Source organism: Flavobacterium sp. (assembly GCF_049318325.1).
In the GTDB taxonomy this organism is placed as follows: Bacteria; Bacteroidota; Bacteroidia; order Flavobacteriales; family Flavobacteriaceae; genus Flavobacterium.
Map to the genome: position 1 here is coordinate 115,135 of NZ_JBMOGQ010000001.1, position 21,531 is coordinate 136,665.

Genomic DNA, 21,531 nt, shown 5'->3' on the forward strand with positions numbered 1-21,531 from the left:
GGTGTTTGGGTTTTTTTATAAACTCTTTTATATTGCTTTAAATATCATGAAAAGAACTTTCCTTACCATTGCCTTTTTTATCTGTTTTTCAAACTTATTTAGCCAAGAAATTATTGGTTCTTGGGCCGGAGAGTTATCAGTTTCAGGAACGAAGCTTCCTCTGGTCTTTACTATCAAACAAAATGGTGCTGATTTGATTACTACTATGGATAGTCCAATGCAGGGCGCAAAAGATTTACCAACAGATAGCACTTCATTTATTGACAATGAATTGAGTATTGATGCTAAAAAATTTGGAATCAGCTATAAAGGAAAATTTGAATACGAAACAATAAAAGGAACTTTTTCTCAAGGCGGCGCTTCAATGCCATTAATACTTTCACGAAAAAAAGAGGGCGAATCTGTTTTAAAACGTCCTCAAACACCTCAGCCACCATTTAACTATAACATAGAAGATGTGACCTTTATCAACCCTAAAGATAAAAATACTTTGGCCGGAACCTTGACTACTCCATCTGACAAAAAGGATTTTCCTGTTGTGGTTTTAATATCTGGCTCAGGACAACAAAATCGCAATTCTGAAATTTTTGGACACAAAGAATTTTGGGTAATTGCGGATGATTTTGCTAAAAAAGGAATTGGTGTTTTACGTGTTGATGACAGGGGCACTGGCGATTCAAATGGCGCTACTTTGACAATGACAACTGAAAATTTTGCTGGAGACACCAATGCCGCTGTTGAATTTTTGGCTCAAAAAGGGTATGCAAATATTGGCTTAATTGGTCATAGTGAGGGCGGAATCATAGCTCCAATGGTAGCTTCACAAAATCCAAAAGTAAAATTCATTGTCTCAATGGCAGGTCCTGGTATTCCAACTGATGAACTGTTACTTCTGCAATCTAATGCAATTGCCAAAGTTTCAGGAGCAACGGACGAAGAATTAAAATCGAGCGAAGCCGCCAACCGGAAAATCTATAGTTTTATTAAGAATTATAACGGAAATGATTTAAACGGTGAAGTCAAAAAAATAGTAATTGCACAAATGCAAAAATTACCCAAAGAACAACAACCGTCAGCGGATGAAATAGAAAAGATAGCTGAAGAGGAAAGTAAAAAAATAAGCATTCCTTGGTTTTCTTATTTTATGAAAATTAATCCGGATGTTTACTGGAGCAAACTGAAAATACCAATACTGGCAATTAATGGTTCTAAAGATTTACAAGTAATTCCAAAAGAAAATCTGTCGGGTATTAAAGCTTCACTGGAAAAAGCCAAAAACAAACATTTTGAAACTATAGAATTTCCTAATCTGAATCATCTTTTTCAAGAAGCAAAAACAGGTTCTATAGAGGAATATGCTCAAATTGAACAAACTATTGCTCCGCAAGTTTTAGACAAAATGAGCTCTTGGATTTTGAAAAAGTAAATTAATTTACTTTTATAAAATCATCGTCAACTGAATTCGCTTTCGCTCTTCGTCAACCTCTACAACTTTCACTTGAACGTGTTGATGAAGCTTAACCACTTCATTTACATCCGAAACAAAACCAGCTTTGAGTTGTGAAATGTGAACCAATCCGCTTTCCTTAATTCCTATATCAACAAAACAGCCAAATGCTGTAATATTATTCACAATTCCCGGTAAAATCATTCCGGTTCTTACGTTTTTGATAGTCGTAACGCTTGGGTCAAACTCAAAAACCTTTGCCGATTTTCTAGGGTCAAGACCTGGTTTTTCTAGTTCTTTTACTATGTCTTTTAAACCCAATATTCCTATTTCTGGCGTAATGTATTTTTCTAATTTTATTTGGGCAATCTTTTCTTTGTTGGCAATCAACTCATTGGTTTTTAATCCTATATCTTTCGCCATTTTTTCTACAATCGGATACGCTTCTGGATGAACCGCAGAATTGTCTAAAGCATTTTTCCCGTCTTTAATTCTGATAAATGCTGCCGCTTGTTGATACGCTTTATCGCCTAAACGCGGCACTTTTTTAAGTTCTTTTCGATCTTGAAATGGTCCGTTTTCCGTTCGAAATTGAACTATGTTTTCGGCCATTTTTTCACCAATTCCCGAAACATAACTTAGTAAAGATTTACTTGCCGTATTGATATTAATGCCTACCGAATTCACGCAACGCACCACAACGGTATCGAGTTCTTCTTTAAGTTTTGTTTGATCAACATCATGTTGATACTGCCCAACTCCTATTGATTTTGGATCAATTTTAACCAATTCGGCCAAAGGATCAGACAATCGTCTTCCAATGGAAACCGAACCTCGAACAGTTACATCAAAACTAGGAAATTCTTCTCGCGCAATTTTAGATGCTGAATATACGGAAGCTCCAGCCTCGGAAACCACAAAAACCTGTATTGGCTTATCAAATGCAATTTTCTTTATAAAAAATTCAGTTTCACGACTTGCAGTTCCGTTTCCGATTGAAATTGCTTCAATGTTATAAGCATTCACCATCGAACGTATTTTCTTCATCGCCATAGCGCTTTCGTTTTGTGGTTGATGCGGATAAATGGTTTCGTTGTATAACAAATCGCCCTTTTCATCCAGACAAACTACTTTGCAACCCGAACGAAATCCGGGATCGATAGCTAAAATACGTTTTTCTCCCAAAGGCGGCGCCAATAAAAGCTGACTCAAATTCCCTGCGAAAACATCAATCGCTTTGATGTCGGCTTTTGCTTTGGCGTCTTGCAATGTTTCGTTTGAAATTGCCGGTTCGAGTAATCGTTTATAACTGTCTTTTATGGCTAATTCGATGTGTTCGGTAGTATCATTGTTGGCTTTGATTATTTCGTTTTCGATGAAATCAATAGCTTCTTGGTTTTCGATATCTATATTTAGTTTTACAAAACCTTCTGTTTCTGCTCGCAACATTGCCAATAATCGATGTGATGGTGCTTTTGAAATAGGTTCTGCCCAATCGAAATATTGTTTGAATTTCTGCGCATCATCTTCGTTTTCTTTTTTCTTTACAACTTTGGTTTCCACTATTGCTTTTCGTTGAAATAGTCGACGAAGATTTTTTCGGATAAAAATGTTCTCATTAATCCATTCGGCAATAATATCTCTTGCGCCTTGCAAAGCTTCGTCTTCATTTTTTACTTTGTCGTTGATATATTGTGTGGAAATAAAATCGATGTCGTCTTTTCCTTGTGAGAATATTATTTTAGCCAAAGGTTCTAAACCGTTTTCTCTGGCAATATCGGCTCTAGTTTTTTTCTTCTTTTTATAAGGTAAATACAAATCTTCTATTTCTTGCAAATCGAAACTGTCTTTTATTTTTTTGGCCAATTCAGGCGAAAGCTGACCTTGTTCCTCAATGGTTTTCAGAATAGATTCTTTTCGTTTTACGATTTCATCATACTGTTTGGAAAGTTTGGCGATGGTTTCAATAACAACTTCATCCAGATTTCCGGTTTGGTCTTTTCGGTATCTAGAAATAAAAGGAATGGTACAATCTTCTGAAAGTAATTTTAAAGTTGCTTCAATGTTTTTTGGAACCGTGTTTACTTGGCTTTGAATGAATTGTAAGTTGGTCATTTTTATTACTAATATTGTTTTTTAGGCATAATTTGTTATTTAACAAATTTTATTGGATTTGGATAAAATAATTTGATTTTTCTTTTTAAAACTGAAATTGCACAAAATAAAGCATAGATTATATTTAATATGATTAATGAGAAATAAATAATAAATAAAGTTTGTGGTTTATGAGATGTAAAAGCGTAATACATTGAAATACCAAAAATAAAAATATTAACAAAAGAAAATACTATTTGAAAATTAAGAATATTCTTTCCTTGTTTGTTAACATCATAAATACTATCTTTTTTATTAATCCATAGGATTAAAGGAAAAATGATATTTCCGAGAGGGATAATTATTACAGATAGCACTGATAAATGTAAAAAAAATAGATATAATGAATCTTCGGTTTTTCCATAATCAACAAACTCTTCAATTGGCGTTTTTAGAGCCTCACAAATTTGTTTTAATGTATTCCCTCTTGGTTCGTTTTCGTCTTTTTCAATTCTTTGTAGTGTTCTTAAATTAATTTTTGACAAGTCAGAAAGTGCTTCTTGAGACATTCCTTTTTGCTTTCTAATTTTTGAAATTTTTGTTCCAATAGTTTCCATAAATTATGTTTTTAAAATTTCTTCAAAATTAGAATGGGAATGTTGTTGTGTCTTACGGTTTGTTTACGACATGTTTATGACATTTGTGTCTATATCCTGATTTTATTGGGATTATTATTAATTCTGGATTTTTTTGAATGCTTTACCTAAGTTTTTAATTACATCAGTAATCAACATGCTTTCTTCGCTTTGGGTTTCTAAGGTAATATCTGCTGCCAAGCCAGATGTCAACCTTAGTCGTAAATTAGTCTTGAACAATGAAATCTTTTGGATCTTCCTTTTTAAATTCTGGTTGAATATTGATATGATTTATTTTGAATTCGTTGTACAAAACGGTTTCTATTTTCTCTAACAAGATGTTAAATTCGCTCATTTTTATATCTTCTGAACAATCGAGATGAGCTTCTAGATGTAGTTCTTCATCATTCAAATACCAAACATGGATGTGATGTAATTTATTTACTCCTTTTATTTTATGAACTTCGCGAACAATTTCTTTAATGTCTATATAATCTGGTGTGAATAGCATCAGCATTTTTGTTGCAGACTTAATCAAATCATAACTTACATAAATAAGATAAGACGCGATTAACAAAGTCATTATGCTATCAACCCAAAACCATCCGTAAAATTTCATCAGCAATCCGCCAACCAATACAGCAACCGAAGCCATCATATCGGTCAATAAATGCAAATAAGCCGATTTCATATTAAGATTATGTTCTGAATCTTTTTTAAGTAACAAAACAGAACCTCCGTTTACAACTATTCCTAAAATTGCTAACCAAATAACTAGCCCAGACTTAATAGGTTCGGGATGAAAGAGTCTTGAAGAAGCTTCATAAATTAAAAAAAATGCAACAATAATTAATGTAATAGCGTTTATAAAAGCAGCTATGAGCTCTGCGCGCTTGTATCCAAAAGTATTGTTTAACGATGCTTTTCTTCTTGATAATTTATGGGCTACTAAACTAAAAACCAACGAAAGTACATCTGAAAAATTATGAAGTGCATCAGAAATCAAGGCTAAACTTCCTGAAATAATTCCGCCAATAACCTGAGCAATTGTGATTAGTAAATTTAAAAGAATCGAAAGAATTAAGTTGTTCCCTTTTACCTCGTGTTTGTGGATGTGAACATGGTTATCTCCCATTTTATTGACAAGCTATTTTATTCACTCTATTGGCGTGTCTTCCACCTTCAAAACTGGTGTTTAAAAAAGCATCAACCATTTCAACCGCTTGTTGAATTGATGTAAATCGTGCTGGAATACTGATTATGTTTGCATCATTGTGCTGTCTAGCCAAAGAGGCAATTTCTTTATCCCAACATAAAGCGGAACGAATACCTTGATGTTTGTTCACCGTCATATTAATTCCGTTTCCAGAACCACAAATTACAACACCAAAATCGACTTTCCCTGTTGCTACATCTATCGCGACAGGATGCCCAAAATCGGGATAATCAACACTGTCAAAATTATCGGTTCCGTGATTGATTATTTCATATCCTTTTTGTTTTAAAAAGTCAACAATGGCTTTCTTATAATCTGGTCCTGCGTGATCGTTTCCAATTGATATTTTCATGGAGTTGTTTATGTAAATTAGCATCACAAATTTACGGAAAGTATTGGTTGTATTTTTAATTTGTTCTAAGTGTTTGATTTTTAAAACGTAAAGATTTTATCGTTTTACATAATTTCTATAACTACTTAAAAATCATTAGAATATATTCTATAAAAATGTTAAAATGTTGTATTGTTAATTATAAAACGCAATTCGTTGATTTTCAGTTAACCTTAAATTAACATGGATTGTTAACAACTTTGGATAGAATTTTAGAAGTTTTTATTGGTTGTATAATTTAAAATTGTAATCAAAAATCTATATTAAAAAAACAAATTTAGTTTGTAGAATTTTTAGAAAAGTTATCAATATATAAACATGTTTTTTCAACCAAAAAGACCAATCAAAGTTATTTACAAAAAGTATCTTTTTTTAGTTGTCAACAACTGTTAATTAAGTTTTAAAAATAGTTTAAAATGAGCAAATTAATTTATAAAAACTATGTTGATAAATTGATATAAAAAAGAATAACTACAAAATCTAATTTTTAAAAATAAAGTTATTGTACAAATCAACACGCTATAATAACAATCATAAATTTTAATTTATTTAATTTTTTTTATTGTTGTTTTTAATAAGTGTTGATAACAATCTTTTACAAAAGCAAAAAGTTATTTTTTAGATAAATCTTATTAGTTAATTCTGATATCTTAATACTTCTTCGTAATTTTCAACATTAATAGAAAAGATATAATGAGTAAAAAACACAAAAAATTCGGGAAAAATGAAAAAACATTTTCCGAAAAGATATTTAAAATACTATCAAAAAACGCTAATAAACCTTTTAACTACAAACAAATAGCTGCAATTTTAGAATTGGATGATACCAAAAGCAGAAACGAAATTATCAAAGATTTAAAAATATTAGCAGCTCAAAAACTGATTATTGAATCTGAACCGGGAAAGTATTTAGTTAAAGCCAGTAGTCAAAAATATTATGAAGGAACGATTGACATGACTTCTAGAAAGACTGCTTATTTTGTCTGCGACGAATTAGAAAATGATGTTTTTGTACCGTTTGTAAATTTAAATCACGCATTAGATGGCGATACTGTAAAAGCCTATGTTTACGATAGAAGAAGTTCAAGAAAACCTGAAGCTGAAGTATTAGAGATAATAGAAAGATATAAAACTGAATTTGTTGGAGTAGTTGATATTCAAAAGAATTTTGGATTCGTAACAACTGCGAATGCTAAAATGTACACCGATATATTTATCCCAAAAAATAAATTATCCGAAGCCGAACATGGTGATGTGGTTTTAGTAAAACTAGAAGATTGGCCTGTAAAAGCAGATTCACCTTTTGGTTCTGTGATTAAAGTGCTTGGAAAACCAGGAGAGCACAATACAGAAATTCATGCCATTTTAGCGGAATATGGTTTGCCTTATGATTTTCCAATTGAAGTTGAAGCATATGCTAACAAACTTGACACTTCTATAACTCAAGCAGAAATAGATAAACGTCGCGATATGCGAAACGTATTAACATTTACCATAGATCCTAAAGATGCTAAAGATTTTGATGATGCCTTATCTTTTCAAGTTTTAGAAAACGGAAATTATGAAATAGGTGTCCATATTGCTGATGTATCGCATTATTTAAAAGAAGGAACAATACTGGATGATGAAGCATACAGAAGAGCTACATCGGTTTATTTGGTTGATAGAGTTGTGCCGATGTTACCTGAGGTGTTATCAAATTATGCTTGTTCTCTTCGTCCACATGAAGAAAAATATACATTTTCAGCCATATTTCAATTGAATGTTAAAGCAGAAGTTTTAGATTCCTGGTTTGGCAGAACTATTATTTTTTCTGATCAACGTTTTTCGTATGAAGAAGCACAAAGTATTATTGAAACTAAAAGTGATATAATTCCGGCTGAGATTTCGTTAACCGGAAAGGAATATAAAGTTTCGGCAGAAATAGTTGCTGCTACTTTAAAACAAGATGAATTGGCAAAAATTCTACGAAGAAAAAGAATGGCAGACGGAGCAATTTCTTTTGATAAAGTGGAAGTAAAATTTAATTTAAATCAAGAATCAGAACCGGTTGGAGTTTTCTTTAAAATATCTAAAGATGCTAATCATTTGATTGAAGAATTTATGTTGTTGGCCAATAAAAAAGTAGCTGAATTTATTGGAAAACAAAAGAAAACATTTGTGTATCGAATTCACGACGAGCCAAATGAAGATAAACTAATCAACCTGCAAACGGTGATTTCTAAGTTTGGGTATGCGATAAACATGAAATCAAAACAAGATATTTCAAAATCGTTGAATAAATTACTGAATGATGTTAACGGAAAAAAAGAGCAGAATTTAGTTGATACTTTGACAATTCGAAGTATGAGTAAAGCCAAATATTCGACAGAAAACATTGGTCATTACGGTTTGGCTTTTGATTATTATAGTCATTTTACTTCCCCAATTAGACGTTATCCTGATGTAATGGCACACCGATTATTGCAGTATTATATAGATGGAGGAAAATCGGTTGATGCTGATATTTATGAAGAAAAATGTGCTCATTCCAGTGATATGGAAGGTTTAGCAGCTCAAGCAGAAAGAGATTCGGTGAAATACATGCAGGTAAAATACATGCAAGATCATAAAGATCAGGAGTTTCTTGGAGTTATTTCCGGAGTTACTGAATGGGGAATTTATGTAGAAATCATCGAAAACAAATGCGAAGGAATGGTTCGAATTCGTGAAATAAAAGAAGATTATTATACTTTTGATGAAAAACAATATGCATTGGTAGGTCAGGCAACACAGAGTATTTTACAACTTGGTGACGAAGTTTATGTAAAAGTAAAAAATGCCGATTTAGTTAAGAAACAATTAGATTTTAATTTTATTAGAAGAAATGTTTGATATTAAGAGGAGAATGTCCAGTGGACATTCAGAATTTAGTTTATAATAGTAAGTATGATATTATGAAAAAAATAATTTATAGTTTATTAGTATTCAGTTCATTTGCTTTTGCTCAGGTAACTAAAAATGTGGGCGATTTTAATAAAGTAACTTCCTTTGATCGCATCGATGTTTTACTTATTCCAAGTGATGAAAACAAAGTGCAATTAGATGGAAAAGGAGCTGATGAAGTAGAATTTATCAATAAAAACGGAGAATTAAAAATCAGAATGCCATTGACAAAACTTTTGGCTGGTGACAATATTTCCGTTACGGTTTATTATAAAAATTTAACTGCAGTCGAAGCCAATGAAGGTTCTAGAATTGCTTGTGGTGATAAAATTAGTTCTGTTGTATTTGATGTCATTGCCAAAGAGGGTTCAGAAATAAAATTGATTTTAGATGTGGAAAAATTGAATGTTAGAACTGCAAACGGGTCAAAGGTTTTGATAGAAGGAACTGCTAATATTCAAGATATTTTAGTTAACTCGGGGGGAGTTTATGAAGCGGAGAAATTAGAGTCACAAATAACTACTGTTTCATGCAATGCTGGTGGTGAAGCAGCTATTTTTGCAACAAATATTGTTGATGCTAAAGTTAGGGCAGGTGGCAATATTACTATTTTTGGGAAGCCAAAACAAATCAACAAAAAAATTATAGCCGGCGGAACAATTGAACAAGCAAAGTAGATTTATTTACTCACGCACAATATTTTTTTGAATTCGTGAATCTTCGATTTTACGTTTCAAGTTTTAAATTTTAAATTGCATTGTCAAAACAATAATAATGATATTTCTCAACGATATTTTATCTGCCATACCGCTTGGTTTTTTTCTAAGTTTTATGATTGGGCCAGTGTTCTTTGTCTTGCTAGAAACTAGTGTTGTCAAGGGATTTAGAGCGGCACTATTTTTTGATTTAGGTGTAATTTTGGCAGATATTGTTTTTATTACCATTGCTTTTTTTAGTAGTTATAGATTAATTCAAACTATAAAAGACGATCCGGCTTTATTTATTTTTGGAGGATTAGTAATGTTGACTTATGGTATTATTTCTTTTATAAATAACAGAAAAGAAGCTAGAAAAATTAAGATTGACGAAATAGACCCAAAAGAGTTAGCTAAAACCAATTATGTTTCTTTATTTGTTAAAGGATTTTTTCTCAATTTTATAAACATTGGTGTACTCGGTTTTTGGTTAGCAATCCTAATAACTATCGGACCGCAATTAGAATTAAAAACTTCCAGAATGTTGACTTTTTTCTCCACATTAATTATTAGTTATTTCATAACCGATATTTTCAAAATACTATTAGCCAAACAATTAAGAAGCAAATTAAACCCAAAAAACATTCTCTTAATTAAAAAGATTATCAGTATTATTTTGATTGTTTCAGGTATATTTCTTTTATCGCAAGGGTGGTTTCCAAAAGAACAAAAAATAGTTAATAAAGCGTTTGAAGAATTAGAGAATAAAAAGTAAAAATCATCTCTATATTGTCATTTCGGCCAGAGAGAGAAATTTCAATAATTTAGGTTTAGATTCTTCCTTCGTCAGACACGAAAATTCTTCTCGAATCGGCGATGCAATTACAAATAAAAAATCTCCGAGTTCTCTTCGCTACTGTCTTTAAAGGTTTAAGAGGCAAAGATTCGAACCTGATAGACAGTTTTGCATATATCTTTAATCAATTTTTTCTAAAAATTTACTATAAAAAAAACCTCTCACTTGGAGAGGTTCTAATTTCAGTGACATCTTCCGAATTCGAAAAGGAGTAGACGGTTTTGCATATATCTTTAATCAATTTTTTCTAAAAATTTACTATAAAAAAACCTCTCACTTGGAGAGGTTCTAATTTCAGAGGCATCTTCCGGATTCGAACCGGAGTAGACGGTTTTGCAGACCGGTGCCTAGCCGCTCGGCCAAGATGCCAGTTGGACGGCAAATATATAAAACTATTGATAATTAACAATTGATAATTGATAATTTTTAGAATTCGTAATTCTTTTAACTTCTGTACTCCTCCATTTCAATAGTAACCGCTTCAACATCACCTCCAATAGGTGGATTGAGTTTAGATACCGCTAAAAGTATTCTAGAAACCGAAGGGATTTCACTAAAAATTCTGGTTATGATTCGGTGTGCTACATGCTCTAATAATTTGGACCGAATCGCCATTTCTTCAACAACTATTTTGTTTAATAAAACATAATCAACAGTATCTTTGAGTTCATCAGAAACAGAAGAATTTCTTAAATCGGTTTTAATTTCTAGATCAACTTTATAATCGGAGCCAATTAGCGCCTCTTCTTTTAAGCATCCATGAAATGAAAAAGTTCTAATATTTTGAAGTTTTATAGTACCCATTTATTTAGTGTTCAGTAATTATAGTTTAAATAATAGAGCATCTATTCTCTATTATCTATCATCTAAATTTTTATCTTTGCTAAAATTACAAAAATAATGTCAACAGAAGAGAGATCGCTTAATTTCATTGAACAAATAATAGAAGAAGATTTGAAAAAAGGTTTGTCCGGCGACAAATTACGTTTTCGTTTTCCGCCTGAACCAAACGGTTATTTACATGTTGGTCATGCTAGTGCGATTTGTTTAAACTTTGGATTAGGAATCGATTATAATGCACCAGTAAATCTTCGATTTGATGATACAAATCCTGAAAAAGAGGAGCAAGAATATGTTGACGCTATTAAAAGAGATATTGAATGGTTGGGTTTTCAATGGAGTAAAGAATGTTACGCTTCTGATTATTTCCAGCAATTATACGATTGGGCTATTGAATTCATTAAAGCCGGAAAAGCTTATGTTGACAGTCAATCTTCAGAAGACATCGCAATTCAAAAAGGAACGCCAACAACACCCGGGACAGATTCACCATACAGAAACCGTTCTGTTGAAGAAAATTTAGATTTATTCGAGAGAATGAAAAACGGAGAGTTTCCAAACGGAACGCATATTCTTCGTGCTAAAATAAGTATGGGCGCTAACAATATGCTAATGCGTGACCCTATTATGTATAGAATTTTGCATGCGCATCACCATAGAACTGGTAACGATTGGTGTATTTATCCTATGTATGATTGGGCGCATGGCGAAAGTGATTATTTAGAACAAATTTCACATTCCTTTTGTACACTCGAATTCTTGCCCCACCGTGAATTGTATGACTGGTTTTTAGATCAGGTTTATGATGTTACTAAAGTGCGTCCAAAACAAAGAGAGTTTGCTCGTAGAAATCTTTCACATACTGTAGTTTCTAAAAGAAAATTATTGCAATTAGTAGAAGAAAATCATGTTACTGGTTGGGATGATCCAAGAATGAGTACCATTTCAGGAATGCGCCGTCGAGGTTATCCTCCAATGGCGATTCGGAATTTTGCTACTACTATCGGAATTGCAAAACGTACCAATCTTATTGATGTTTCACTTTTAGAGTTTTGTGTTCGCGAAGAACTAAATAAAATAACACCTCGCGTAATGGCAGTATTAAATCCGGTGAAGTTGGTTATTACAAATTATCCAGATGGAAAAGAAGAAATTTTAGATGCAGAAAATAGCCAGGAAGACGAAAGTTTAGGATATAGAAAAGTGCCATTTTCAAGAGAATTGTATATTGAAAGAGAGGATTTTCAAGAAGAAGCCAATAAGAAATTTTTTCGTCTAACATTAGGAACAGAAGTTCGTTTAAAGAATGCTTTCATAATTAAAGGCGAAAGTGTTGTTAAGGATACAGCTGGAAACATTATAGAAATTCATTGCACTTATGATGAAGATTCCCGAAGTGGAAGCGGAACGGAAGCTTCTCAAAGAAAGGTTAAAGGAACAATTCATTGGGTTTCGATAAATCATGCGATTGAAGCCGAAGTTCGAATATACGATCGATTATTTACCCACGAAAACCCAGATGGCGATAAAGATGTTGATTTCAAAGAATACATCAATCCTAACTCATTGGAAGTAATTAAAGGATATTTGGAACCAAGTTTGGCATCTGCCAAAAACGGTGAGCGATTCCAATTTCAACGTTTAGGATATTATTGTGTTGATAAAGATTCGTCAGCACAAAAATTAGTTTTTAATAAAACAGTTGGCTTAAGAGATACTTGGGCAAAAGTGGAAAGTAAAGAATAATTTACTTCGTCACATTGCTGCGCTAGTGTCAGAATAGATTTTATAAATCGAAAGCTCGTCTCGCACTCAAAAGAGTCGGGCTTTCTTAATTATTTATAAAACTTATCATTATCAAAACTTTTATAACTTTTAGTAATTGAATTTGCCTTTCATAAATTTGTTTTAGGCTATTTTTAAATCTTAGTCGACATTATTTACCATTCCTAATAAAACTATTATAATAAGGCTTAAAAATAAGTTTTCCTGATTTTCGTTATTTTAAGAATGTTATCTTATATAATTTTCGTAACTTTAGTATAATTAAATTTTAATATTATGTCAACTAAATATGGAAATGGCATTTTGGCTCTTTTAGCCGGTGCTGCAATTGGATTGGGATTAGGAATTTTATTTGCTCCCGATAAAGGGACAAAAACCCGAGAAAAAATAAAAGATGGTTTAGATGATTTGAAGGACAGCGCCAAATCAAAATGGAATTCCCTAGAAACAGAAACTAAAGATAAGTTCTCAAAAACAAAAGCCGATTTGAAAGACACTGTTAATGATTTGCTTTCGGATTCAAGTTACAAAGCGGAAGAAACAATTACTTTTTTGGAAGAGAAATTAGCCGAGCTTAAAAAACAAAATGCTAAACTTCAGAAATAATGTTGGACGAATTAAAAGAAAACGTTGAAAGCATTCAGGAAAATACCAAAGCGTATATAGAAACTAGTCTAGCGTACTATAAACTTTTTGGTTTCAAGGTTGCCATGAAGTCAACTACATTGATGGTTAAGTTTTTCTTAATCGCTTTTTGTTTGATGATTGTTTTACTCTTTATATCAATTGCAGGAGCATTCGTTTTTGCAGAGATGTTGAGCAGTTACCCTTTAGGGTTTTTGAGTGTAGCAGGAATTTATTTAGTTTTAGCGTTAATTCTATTCTTCGTAAAAGACAGAATTGTTGAAGGACCCATTTTAGCAAAATTTTCAGAAATATTTTTTAACGACTAATCATGCAAACAAATAAATATTCATCCTTCGCTGAAATTGAATTGGATTTACAAATCCTTAAAATTGAAAGGGAAATACACTATCAAAAGATTGTATTGAGCATTGATAAAACCAAAGAAAGTATTCTTCCGTTTAGGAAAGTTAACAAGATTTTGGAAAGCGTTTCAAATTTTTCATCAGGAATGTATGGTACGATTTTGAAAACACTAATTCCAATAGCAATCAATTGGTATATAAAAAGGAAAAGAGGCGATTAGGCCTCTTTTTATTTGGTATTATTCGTTTATTAATTAGCTGGTCCTTCAGGATTTGAAGTATCAGAAGGATTATATTCAAGTGAGGAATGATTTCCCGTTTTCTTCACTTTTCTTGGTTGTCTCTTCATTTCTTCTCCGATGATGTTGGAAGCCGTAAAACTAGTTACCATATTGTTTAACATATCGCTTGCCGCTTGTGGAGAATTAGGTAATAATATCAAATTTGAATTCGTGTCGGCTCCAATGGCTTGAAGTGTATCATAATGTTGTGTAATTACAATCAATGCAGATGCTTCTTGCGAATTAATACCCACTTTATTTAAAACTTCTACACTTTCAACTAAACCTTTAGCAATTTCTCTACGTTGATCAGCAATACCTTGTCCTTGTAATTTTTTACTTTCAGCTTCAGCTTTTGCTTTAGCAACAATTCGGATTCTTTGCGCATCCGATTCGAACATAGCTGCTGTTTTTTCTCTTTCGGCAGCGTTAATTCGGTTCATCGCGTTTTTCACCTGAATATCAGGATCGATATCCGTAACCAGTGTATTAATAATGTCATAACCATAAGCCATCATTGCTTCGTTTAATTCGCGTTTAACAGCAATTGCAATGTCATCTTTACGAACAAACACATCATCTAAAATCAATTTTGGAACTTCAGCACGCACTACATCAAAAACATAAGCCGTGATTTGATCGTGTGGATATTCTAGTTTGTAAAATGCTTCATAAACTTTTTCCTGAACGACTTTAAACTGAACAGAGACTTTCATTTTGATAAACACATTATCTTTGGTTTGTGTTTCAATCATAACGTCTAATTGTTGAATTCTTAAGTTCACTCGACCAGCAATTCTGTCGATAATTGGAACTTTGAGTTGTAAACCAGAGTTTCGGATGCTTAAGAATTTTCCAAATCGTTCAACAACAACAGCAGTTTGTTGCTTTACCGTGAAGAACGACGAAAAAAGAATAATAACACCTACAAATAAAAAAACAAAAAAGAAAATTGGCATAATTTCTAAATATTTTAAGTTAGTAAAGTTGTTGTACGAAAAAAATGTATGTTTGTTACAAATTAAAAGTTATGAATTCATGATTAAAAAATTCTTAATCCTTATTTTGTTTACTACAACTTTTGGATTTGCTCAATACGGTTACCGTGATGGAAACCGAATAGGAATTTCAGCAGGACTTTCTCAAACATCTTTATTTACTAGTAATTTTAACGCTACACATGAACTTGGCTTTGCTGGTGGGCTTTCGGTTCGTGGAAATTATTATAATGATTGGAGTATGATTTATGGAATGCAGTTTTTTGCCAACAACTTTTCATTAGAATCTACCTTTGACCAAAAAATTAAATACAGTATTCAAGGCGTTAAAGTTCGATTACTTTTAAGTTATAATGTAGTTGAAGATCATGTTTCTTTAGATTTTGGTCCAGTACTTCAAATTAATGGGAAATTAGGTGTTGCTACTTCAGATGAAGATAAAGTAATTAAAGGAACACTTTTAAAAGCAGATCAAATCGTTGATATTTCAACTTTTAGTGGCAACTTTTATTTAGGATGTTCGGCAGGAATTAGAACCGTGCGCGCCATTATTTTTTATGAATACGGTTTTACCAATATATTGAATAAACTCAATAAAGACAATACTTTACAGGCATTGAATAATGGGGATAACTTCAAAGGAAACTTAGGAGTAATAAACGCTCAGGTTATTTTTAACTTATAAAAAGTCCCGAGAAATCGGGACTTTTCTGTTTTATAAAGTAGCTATTGCTTTCTCCAATCGCTTGATGGTTTCTTCTTTACCAATCAGTTCTACAATATCAAAAAGATGTGGCCCTTTTAAGGCGCCAACCAAACTCAAACGAAATGGCTGCATTACTTTCCCCATTCCAATTTCATTTTGGGTCATCCAGTCTTTGACAATATTTTCAATCGTTCTTGATGTAAAATCTTCAATATTCTCTATCACAGCAATCAATTTTTCCATTAATTCTGGAGTAGTTGGATTCCAATTTTTAGTGGCTTTTTCATCGTAAGAAGTTGGTGCTTCAAAAAAGAAATTACTCATTTCCCAAAATTCTGAGACGAAGTTGGCGCGCTCTTTTATTAGTGAAACAATTTTCACCAGTTTTGTCATTCCGACGAAGGAGGAATCTCCAACCTTATTAAGTACAATCGGAGCAAAGCTTTCCGCCAAACTTTCATCGCTTTGCTTTTGCAAATACTGATGATTGAACCATTTATTTTTTTCAGGATCAAATTTTGCTCCTGATTTATGAACTCTATTCAAATCAAATTTTTCTACTAATTCCTCCAATGAAAATAATTCTTGGTCCGTTCCATCATTCCATCCCAATAAAGCTAAGAAATTAATTACTGCCTCAGGGAAAAATCCGTTTTCTCTATAACCTGATGAAACACCTTCTTCCGACTTCCATTCTAATGGGAAGACTGGAAATCCTAATTTATCACCATCTCGTTTGGATAATTTTCCGTTTCCGATAGGTTTTAAAATCAATGGTAAATGCGCGAATTCTGGTGCTTCCCAGCCAAAGGCTTTGTATAATAAACAATGTAAAGGCATTGATGGTAACCATTCTTCACCACGAATAACATGAGACGTTTCCATTAAATGGTCATCCACAATATTAGCCAAATGATAAGTTGGCATTCCGTCAGATTTGAATAAAACTTTATCGTCTAATAAATTCGTTTCGAAATTAATATCACCACGAATGATGTCATGCAAATGCAAAGTTTCATTAACAGGTGTTTTAAAACGAACAACATAAGTTTCTCCAGCCGCAATTCTTTTTTCTGTCTCTTCCTTTGAAATAACTAAAGAAGTGTCTAGTTTTTCACGATTGTGCCAGTTATATATAAAAGTTTTTCCTTGTTCTTCGTGTTGTTTTCTTTGAGAATCTAGTGCTTCAGCAGTGTCAAAAGCATAATAAGCCCAACCCGAATTTATCAGTTGGTCAGCATATTGTTTGTACAACGCTTTTCTTTCCGATTGACGGTAAGGTCCAAATTTTTCATTTTTTCCTACAGTTTCACTTGGTGCAATTCCTAACCATTCCAAGGCTTCGAAAATGTATGCTTCTGCTCCGGGAACAAAACGATTTTGGTCGGTATCCTCAATTCGTAAATAGAAAACACCATTATATTTTTTGGCAAATAAATAATTAAATAACGCAGTTCTAACACCACCAATATGTAACGGTCCGGTAGGACTTGGCGCAAAACGAACTCTAACAGGTTTTGACATTTTTTTTAATTTTCGACAAAGATAAACAGAAGTTGGAAGCTAGAACTTAAAAGTTTTTATGATTTCATTTCAGCTGGAATTCTTTTATTCATAACAGCAAACCAAAGTGGGGGAACTAAAGATAAAACCATAGAGGTAGGATAGCCAAATGGCATTTGTGGTGAAGTATCATGATACTCGAGAATTTGATATTTCTTTTGTGATTTATAATGATGATCACTATGTCGAGTTAGTTCATATAGCATTATTCTGCCGATAAAATGATTTGAATTCCATGAATGTTTTTCGCTTACACGTTCATATCTACCTGAAGGCAAAAGATTTCTTTTTAAACCATAATGTTCAATATAATTTATGGTTTCCAATAATAGAAAACCAACTATTCCGGCAATAAAAGCGACTGATAATCCAATATATCCAAAGAAATAATAAATTGTCAAGAGATAACATACTTGAATAATAGTAAACCAGAACATGTCATTTTTTAAAGAAAAGAAAGAACGGTTTTCAAGTTGATTCAGTTTCTTTTGAATTTTCCATGCTTTAGTGTAGGTTCCAAAAACAGTTTGAATCCAAAATGCGTATAATGTTTGGTTGTATTTTGCAGTTGAAGGATCTTCCGGAGTAGAAACATGCAAATGATGACCGTGATTGTGCTCAATAAAAAAATGAGTATAATGTGATGGAATCAAAAGCAATTTTCCAATAATCCGTTCATATAATTTTTCTCTGTGGCCCAATTCATGTGCAACATTAATTCCGTTAGAGCCTAAAACAACGCCTAAACTTAATACAATTCCAATAATTTCAGATATGGAAAGTTGTTCAGTAGAAACTATATGCAAAACAAAAAATAACATTCCGTAAACAATGAAAATATTTAGATACAAAAGCACATCAAAAAAATGATTCTTTAGTTTGTTTTCAATTTCGGCTTCAGTATAATTTTTTTCATTCGTTGGTAGTATAAACTCAAGAATTGGAAGAATTCCAAAGGCAAAAACCACTCCGAAATAAGTCCAAAAACCACCAAAAAATATTCCAAGGAATGCAATTAATGGTAAACTATAAGCCAATAAATATTTCATAATCAAAGAGATTTTGTTATAAAATTATAAAAGTTTTTATAGAATACAATAGTTTGTTGTTTGGCAAATTTTTAACGCTTGGTTATTCAGTAAAAATTGTACATTTATCGGTTATAAAAAGTAATTATAAAAATTGTACAATTCAAAGATTATATATAAAAAGTTAGAGGGCTTTATAACAAAGTATTACACTAACGAATTGCTGAAGGGAATTATTTTCTTTGTTGGTATTGGTTTGATGTATTTCATATTCACATTGTTTATTGAATACTTTCTTTGGCTTAAACCAACTGCCAGAACAATATTGTTTTACACATTTGTTCTTGTTGAACTCTTTCTGTTTTTCAGATTTATTTGTTTTCCGCTTTTCAAATTATCCAAATTGCAGCAGGGAATTGATTATGAGGAAGCTTCAAAGATTATCGGAAATCATTTTGGTGAAATAGAAGATAAACTGACTAATTTTTTACAGCTTTCTTATGATACTAACAAATCAGAATTGTTAGCCGCTTCGATTGACCAAAAAGCAAATACACTGCAGCCGATTCCTTTCGGGAATGCTATTAACTTCGGTAATAACAAGAAATATTTGCCTTTGGCGATAATTCCTATTTTGTTTTTTGCATTCTTTTATCTCTCAGGAAATAGTAATTTTATTTCACAAAGTTTGAATAGAGTAGTGAATTTTAAACAACAGTTTTTACCACCAGCACCTTTTGAATTTGAAGTTTTGAACCCGAATTTACAAACAGAACAAAATAAAGATTTCTTGTTGAAAGTAAGAACCATTGGTAAAGTTATCCCTGAAAATGCCCTGATTTTAATAGGAGATGAAAGTTATTTTATGGAAAGTAATAAAGCAGGTGAATTTGAATTTGTGATTCCGAAACCTTCTGAAGATGTAGAATTTCATATTGAAGCCAACGATGTTTCTTCAATCGATTATAAGCTGAACGTTGTTACCGTTCCGTCGATTGCCAATTTTGAAATGGTGCTGAATTTTCCAAATTATTTAAATAAAAAGTCAGAAGTTATTAAAGGAACAGGGAACGCTATTGTTCCGGAAGGAACTCAGGTAACTTGGAAAATGAATACTTTAGCAACACAAAAGGTGGATTGGGTTAATGAAAAAGCACATTATTATTTTGCAAAACAAGATAATATATTTTTATTGTCAAAAAGTATCCTTCAAAATTTAGATTATCAAATTTTAACCTCAAATAATAAAGTTCAGAATTATGAAAAACTGAACTATCAAATTTCTGTAATCAAAGATCAGTTTCCGACAATCAATGTAAATAATCTTCCTGATAGTTTAAAGGTAAATAAAAACTTTGTTTTAGGTCAGGTTTCAGATGATTATGGCTTATCGAAACTTCAAATAGTTTACTATCCCAAGAACACTCCAAATAACACTAAAAAGGCTTTGATTTCAATAAAGAGAGATGTTTATGACCAGTTTGTATTTTCTTTCCCAAGCAATCTTCCTGTAGAAGAAGGAGTTTCTTATGAATATTATTTCGAGATTTTTGATAACGATGCTCTTCACAACTTCAAAAGCACCAAATCTTCAGTGTTTAGCAACAGAATTGCAACAGAAGAGGAGAAACAAGACGAAATAATGAACCAACAAAATGAGAATATAAACTCTTTATCGAAATCTTTAAAAGCACAAGACAAACAACTGTCAGAGTTGGATAAGTTGCAAAAAATGGGAAAGGAAAAAGAGAATTTAGAATACAAAGAGCAACAGAAAGTTAACGATTTTATTCAGCGTCAAAAAAAACAAGACGAAATGATGAAAGAGTTTTCGGAGAAAATGAAAGATAATCTTGAAAAGTTCAAAACGGATAAAAAAGACGAAAAAAAAGAGTTGCTTCAAGATAGATTAGAGAAGACTAAAGAAGAGATTGAAAAGAACAAGAAATTATTGGAAGAACTTCAAAAATTGAATGATAAAATCAGTAAGGAAGAGTTGTTTGACAAAATGGAAAAGTTCCAACAAGCAAGTAAAAACCAGACTAAGAGTTTAGAACAATTAGTAGAGTTGACTAAGCGTTATTATGTGGAGAAAAAAGCCCAACAAATAGCGGATAAAATTAACAAACTTGCTGAAAAGCAAGAAAAACTTGCTGATAAACCTGAGGATAATAATGTTGAAAAACAAGAAGAAATCAACAAAGAATTTGATAAAATTAAAGAAGAATTAAAAGATTTAGATAAAGAGAATAAAGAGTTAAAAGCTCCGTTGGATTTACCTAAATCTGAAGACAAAGAAAAAAGCATAGATGAAGATTTAAATAATGCAAAAGATCAATTACAAAAAAACCAAAAAGAAAATGCCAAACCAAAACAAAAGAGCGCATCAAAAAAAATGAAGCAAATGAGCCAGAAAATGCAAGAACAAATGGCGTCTGGTGAAATGGAACAAATGGAAGAAGATGTCGAGATGCTTCGTCAGATCTTGGATAATCTTTTAGCATATTCATTTTCTCAGGAAGATGTAATGAAGCAGTTTAAAAACTTAAAACGAGGAGCGCCATCATTCAATAAAAACTTAAAAATACAACAAGATATAAAACAACAATTTAAACATGTTGATGATAGTTTGTTCGCTATGTCATTAAGAAACCCGAAAATTGCAGAAGATATTACAAAGGAAATAGGAAACGTGCAATACAATGTAGATAAAGCAATTGAAACTTTAGCAGAGGCCAATGTTCCAAAGGGGAATTCGCATCAACAATATGCTGTTTCATCTTCTAATAAACTTGCCGATATGTTAAGTGATATTTTAAATGGTATGCAAATGCAAATGTCGGCAGCAGGTGCTGGGAAACCTAAACCTGGTCAAGGACAGGGGCAAGGAATGCAGTTGCCTGATATCATAAAAAAGCAGGAAGGTTTGGGAGAAAAAATGAAAAAAGGAATGAAGAAAGGCGATAAGCCAGGAGAAGGACAAGAGGGAAATAAAGGAGAAAAAGTAGATCAGGGCCAAGAAGGAAATAAACCGGGCGATGGACAGAAAGGCGGAAAAGGCGGAAAAAGCGGTAATGCTAAC

19 protein-coding genes and 1 tRNA gene are annotated in these 21,531 nt (G+C 32.2%); 10 read left to right on the plus strand and 10 right to left on the minus strand.

Annotation, left to right across the window (positions count from 1 at the left end; translation table 11 throughout):
- The first annotated feature begins 46 nt into the window (after positions 1-46).
- Entirely contained in the window at positions 47-1,426 is a 1,380-nt protein-coding gene (locus tag ACOYLP_RS00555; RefSeq protein WP_422854215.1) for an alpha/beta hydrolase family protein, read from the plus strand.
- Positions 1,427-1,438: 12 nt separating this feature from the next.
- On the opposite strand, the gene ACOYLP_RS00560 is transcribed toward ACOYLP_RS00555, so the two are convergent.
- The 5 genes from ACOYLP_RS00560 to rpiB form a co-directional block, all read right to left on the minus strand.
- On the minus strand, positions 1,439-3,562 hold the full coding sequence (locus tag ACOYLP_RS00560; RefSeq protein WP_422854216.1) for a Tex family protein: 2,124 nt from the start codon (positions 3,560-3,562) through the stop codon (positions 1,439-1,441).
- A gap of 35 nt (positions 3,563-3,597) precedes the next feature.
- Positions 3,598-4,158: a DUF4870 domain-containing protein gene (locus ACOYLP_RS00565; protein ID WP_422854217.1), complete on the minus strand. Its 561-nt coding sequence runs from the start codon at positions 4,156-4,158 to the stop codon at positions 3,598-3,600.
- 117 nt (positions 4,159-4,275) lie between these two features.
- Positions 4,276-4,416, minus strand: coding sequence for a hypothetical protein (locus ACOYLP_RS00570; protein WP_422854218.1), 141 nt, complete (start codon positions 4,414-4,416; stop codon positions 4,276-4,278).
- Positions 4,403-5,311, minus strand: a complete 909-nt coding sequence (locus ACOYLP_RS00575) for a cation diffusion facilitator family transporter (RefSeq protein ID WP_422854219.1) — start codon at positions 5,309-5,311, stop codon at positions 4,403-4,405. Before ACOYLP_RS00575 ends, ACOYLP_RS00570 begins: the two co-directional genes overlap by 14 nt.
- Position 5,312: 1 nt before the next feature.
- Entirely contained in the window at positions 5,313-5,744 is a 432-nt protein-coding gene (rpiB, locus tag ACOYLP_RS00580; RefSeq protein WP_422854220.1) for a ribose 5-phosphate isomerase B, read from the minus strand.
- A 732-nt stretch (positions 5,745-6,476) separates the two neighbouring features.
- Between rpiB and rnr the strand changes: the two genes are divergently transcribed.
- The 3 genes from rnr to ACOYLP_RS00595 all read left to right on the plus strand — a co-directional run bounded on the left by rnr (position 6,477) and on the right by ACOYLP_RS00595 (position 10,178).
- Positions 6,477-8,657: a ribonuclease R gene (gene rnr / locus ACOYLP_RS00585; protein ID WP_422854221.1), complete on the plus strand. Its 2,181-nt coding sequence runs from the start codon at positions 6,477-6,479 to the stop codon at positions 8,655-8,657.
- Between the two features lie 62 nt (positions 8,658-8,719).
- Positions 8,720-9,385 carry a head GIN domain-containing protein gene (locus ACOYLP_RS00590; protein WP_422854222.1) on the plus strand — a complete coding sequence of 222 codons (666 nt, stop codon included), beginning with the start codon at positions 8,720-8,722 and terminating at the stop codon, positions 9,383-9,385.
- Between the two features lie 97 nt (positions 9,386-9,482).
- Positions 9,483-10,178 (plus strand): LysE family translocator, encoded by a 696-nt coding sequence (locus ACOYLP_RS00595; RefSeq protein ID WP_422854223.1) that lies wholly within the window; start codon positions 9,483-9,485, stop codon positions 10,176-10,178.
- Positions 10,179-10,557: 379 nt separating this feature from the next.
- On the opposite strand, the gene ACOYLP_RS00600 is transcribed toward ACOYLP_RS00595, so the two are convergent.
- Together ACOYLP_RS00600 and folB are read right to left on the minus strand one after the other, a co-directional pair.
- Positions 10,558-10,628, minus strand: a tRNA-Cys gene (locus ACOYLP_RS00600).
- A 75-nt stretch (positions 10,629-10,703) separates the two neighbouring features.
- Positions 10,704-11,063, minus strand: a complete 360-nt coding sequence (gene folB, locus ACOYLP_RS00605) for a dihydroneopterin aldolase (protein WP_422854224.1) — start codon at positions 11,061-11,063, stop codon at positions 10,704-10,706.
- 96 nt (positions 11,064-11,159) lie between these two features.
- Here folB and ACOYLP_RS00610 point away from each other — a divergent pair, with 96 nt between their 5' ends.
- The 4 genes from ACOYLP_RS00610 to ACOYLP_RS00625 all read left to right on the plus strand — a co-directional run bounded on the left by ACOYLP_RS00610 (position 11,160) and on the right by ACOYLP_RS00625 (position 14,094).
- Complete coding sequence (locus ACOYLP_RS00610; protein ID WP_422854225.1) at positions 11,160-12,845, plus strand: glutamine--tRNA ligase/YqeY domain fusion protein; 1,686 nt, start codon at positions 11,160-11,162, stop codon at positions 12,843-12,845.
- A 315-nt stretch (positions 12,846-13,160) separates the two neighbouring features.
- Positions 13,161-13,490 (plus strand): YtxH domain-containing protein, encoded by a 330-nt coding sequence (locus ACOYLP_RS00615; RefSeq protein ID WP_422854226.1) that lies wholly within the window; start codon positions 13,161-13,163, stop codon positions 13,488-13,490.
- Complete coding sequence (locus ACOYLP_RS00620; protein ID WP_422854227.1) at positions 13,490-13,837, plus strand: competence protein; 348 nt, start codon at positions 13,490-13,492, stop codon at positions 13,835-13,837. The genes ACOYLP_RS00615 and ACOYLP_RS00620 overlap by 1 nt, the downstream gene beginning before the upstream one ends.
- A gap of 2 nt (positions 13,838-13,839) precedes the next feature.
- Complete coding sequence (locus ACOYLP_RS00625) at positions 13,840-14,094, plus strand: DUF6327 family protein (protein ID WP_422854228.1); 255 nt, start codon at positions 13,840-13,842, stop codon at positions 14,092-14,094.
- A 29-nt stretch (positions 14,095-14,123) separates the two neighbouring features.
- On the opposite strand, the gene ACOYLP_RS00630 is transcribed toward ACOYLP_RS00625, so the two are convergent.
- Positions 14,124-15,113, minus strand: coding sequence for an SPFH domain-containing protein (locus ACOYLP_RS00630; protein ID WP_422854229.1), 990 nt, complete (start codon positions 15,111-15,113; stop codon positions 14,124-14,126).
- 79 nt (positions 15,114-15,192) lie between these two features.
- Between ACOYLP_RS00630 and ACOYLP_RS00635 the strand changes: the two genes are divergently transcribed.
- Positions 15,193-15,837 carry a PorT family protein gene (locus ACOYLP_RS00635; RefSeq protein WP_422854230.1) on the plus strand — a complete coding sequence of 215 codons (645 nt, stop codon included), beginning with the start codon at positions 15,193-15,195 and terminating at the stop codon, positions 15,835-15,837.
- A gap of 30 nt (positions 15,838-15,867) precedes the next feature.
- Here ACOYLP_RS00635 and gltX read toward each other — a convergent pair whose 3' ends face one another.
- Together gltX and ACOYLP_RS00645 are read right to left on the minus strand one after the other, a co-directional pair.
- Positions 15,868-17,382 (minus strand): glutamate--tRNA ligase, encoded by a 1,515-nt coding sequence (gene gltX, locus ACOYLP_RS00640; protein WP_422854231.1) that lies wholly within the window; start codon positions 17,380-17,382, stop codon positions 15,868-15,870.
- A 56-nt stretch (positions 17,383-17,438) separates the two neighbouring features.
- Positions 17,439-18,470, minus strand: a complete 1,032-nt coding sequence (locus ACOYLP_RS00645) for an alkane 1-monooxygenase (RefSeq protein WP_422854232.1) — start codon at positions 18,468-18,470, stop codon at positions 17,439-17,441.
- A gap of 133 nt (positions 18,471-18,603) precedes the next feature.
- On the opposite strand from ACOYLP_RS00645, the gene ACOYLP_RS00650 reads away from it, so the two are divergent.
- Positions 18,604-21,531, plus strand: a 2,928-nt coding sequence (locus tag ACOYLP_RS00650; RefSeq protein ID WP_422854233.1) for a hypothetical protein, incomplete at its 3' end; no start/stop codon positions are given.

Bases quoted from the DNA above. Each gene is read 5' to 3' on its own strand.
- rnr (WP_422854221.1), top strand. From the start codon at position 6,477: ATGAGTAAAAAACACAAAAAATTCGGGAAAAATGAAAAAACATTTTCC.
- ACOYLP_RS00610 (WP_422854225.1), top strand. From the start codon at position 11,160: ATGTCAACAGAAGAGAGATCGCTTAATTTCATTGAACAAATAATAGAA.
- ACOYLP_RS00620 (WP_422854227.1), top strand. From the start codon at position 13,490: ATGTTGGACGAATTAAAAGAAAACGTTGAAAGCATTCAGGAAAATACC.
- ACOYLP_RS00560 (WP_422854216.1), bottom strand. From the start codon at position 3,562: ATGACCAACTTACAATTCATTCAAAGCCAAGTAAACACGGTTCCAAAA.
- ACOYLP_RS00630 (WP_422854229.1), bottom strand. From the start codon at position 15,113: ATGCCAATTTTCTTTTTTGTTTTTTTATTTGTAGGTGTTATTATTCTT.
- ACOYLP_RS00645 (WP_422854232.1), bottom strand. From the start codon at position 18,470: ATGAAATATTTATTGGCTTATAGTTTACCATTAATTGCATTCCTTGGA.
- ACOYLP_RS00625 (WP_422854228.1), top strand. From the start codon at position 13,840: ATGCAAACAAATAAATATTCATCCTTCGCTGAAATTGAATTGGATTTA.
- ACOYLP_RS00615 (WP_422854226.1), top strand. From the start codon at position 13,161: ATGTCAACTAAATATGGAAATGGCATTTTGGCTCTTTTAGCCGGTGCT.
- ACOYLP_RS00575 (WP_422854219.1), bottom strand. From the start codon at position 5,311: ATGGGAGATAACCATGTTCACATCCACAAACACGAGGTAAAAGGGAAC.
- ACOYLP_RS00565 (WP_422854217.1), bottom strand. From the start codon at position 4,158: ATGGAAACTATTGGAACAAAAATTTCAAAAATTAGAAAGCAAAAAGGA.
- gltX (WP_422854231.1), bottom strand. From the start codon at position 17,382: ATGTCAAAACCTGTTAGAGTTCGTTTTGCGCCAAGTCCTACCGGACCG.
- ACOYLP_RS00595 (WP_422854223.1), top strand. From the start codon at position 9,483: ATGATATTTCTCAACGATATTTTATCTGCCATACCGCTTGGTTTTTTT.
- rpiB (WP_422854220.1), bottom strand. From the start codon at position 5,744: ATGAAAATATCAATTGGAAACGATCACGCAGGACCAGATTATAAGAAA.
- ACOYLP_RS00590 (WP_422854222.1), top strand. From the start codon at position 8,720: ATGAAAAAAATAATTTATAGTTTATTAGTATTCAGTTCATTTGCTTTT.
- folB (WP_422854224.1), bottom strand. From the start codon at position 11,063: ATGGGTACTATAAAACTTCAAAATATTAGAACTTTTTCATTTCATGGA.
- ACOYLP_RS00555 (WP_422854215.1), top strand. From the start codon at position 47: ATGAAAAGAACTTTCCTTACCATTGCCTTTTTTATCTGTTTTTCAAAC.
- ACOYLP_RS00635 (WP_422854230.1), top strand. From the start codon at position 15,193: ATGATTAAAAAATTCTTAATCCTTATTTTGTTTACTACAACTTTTGGA.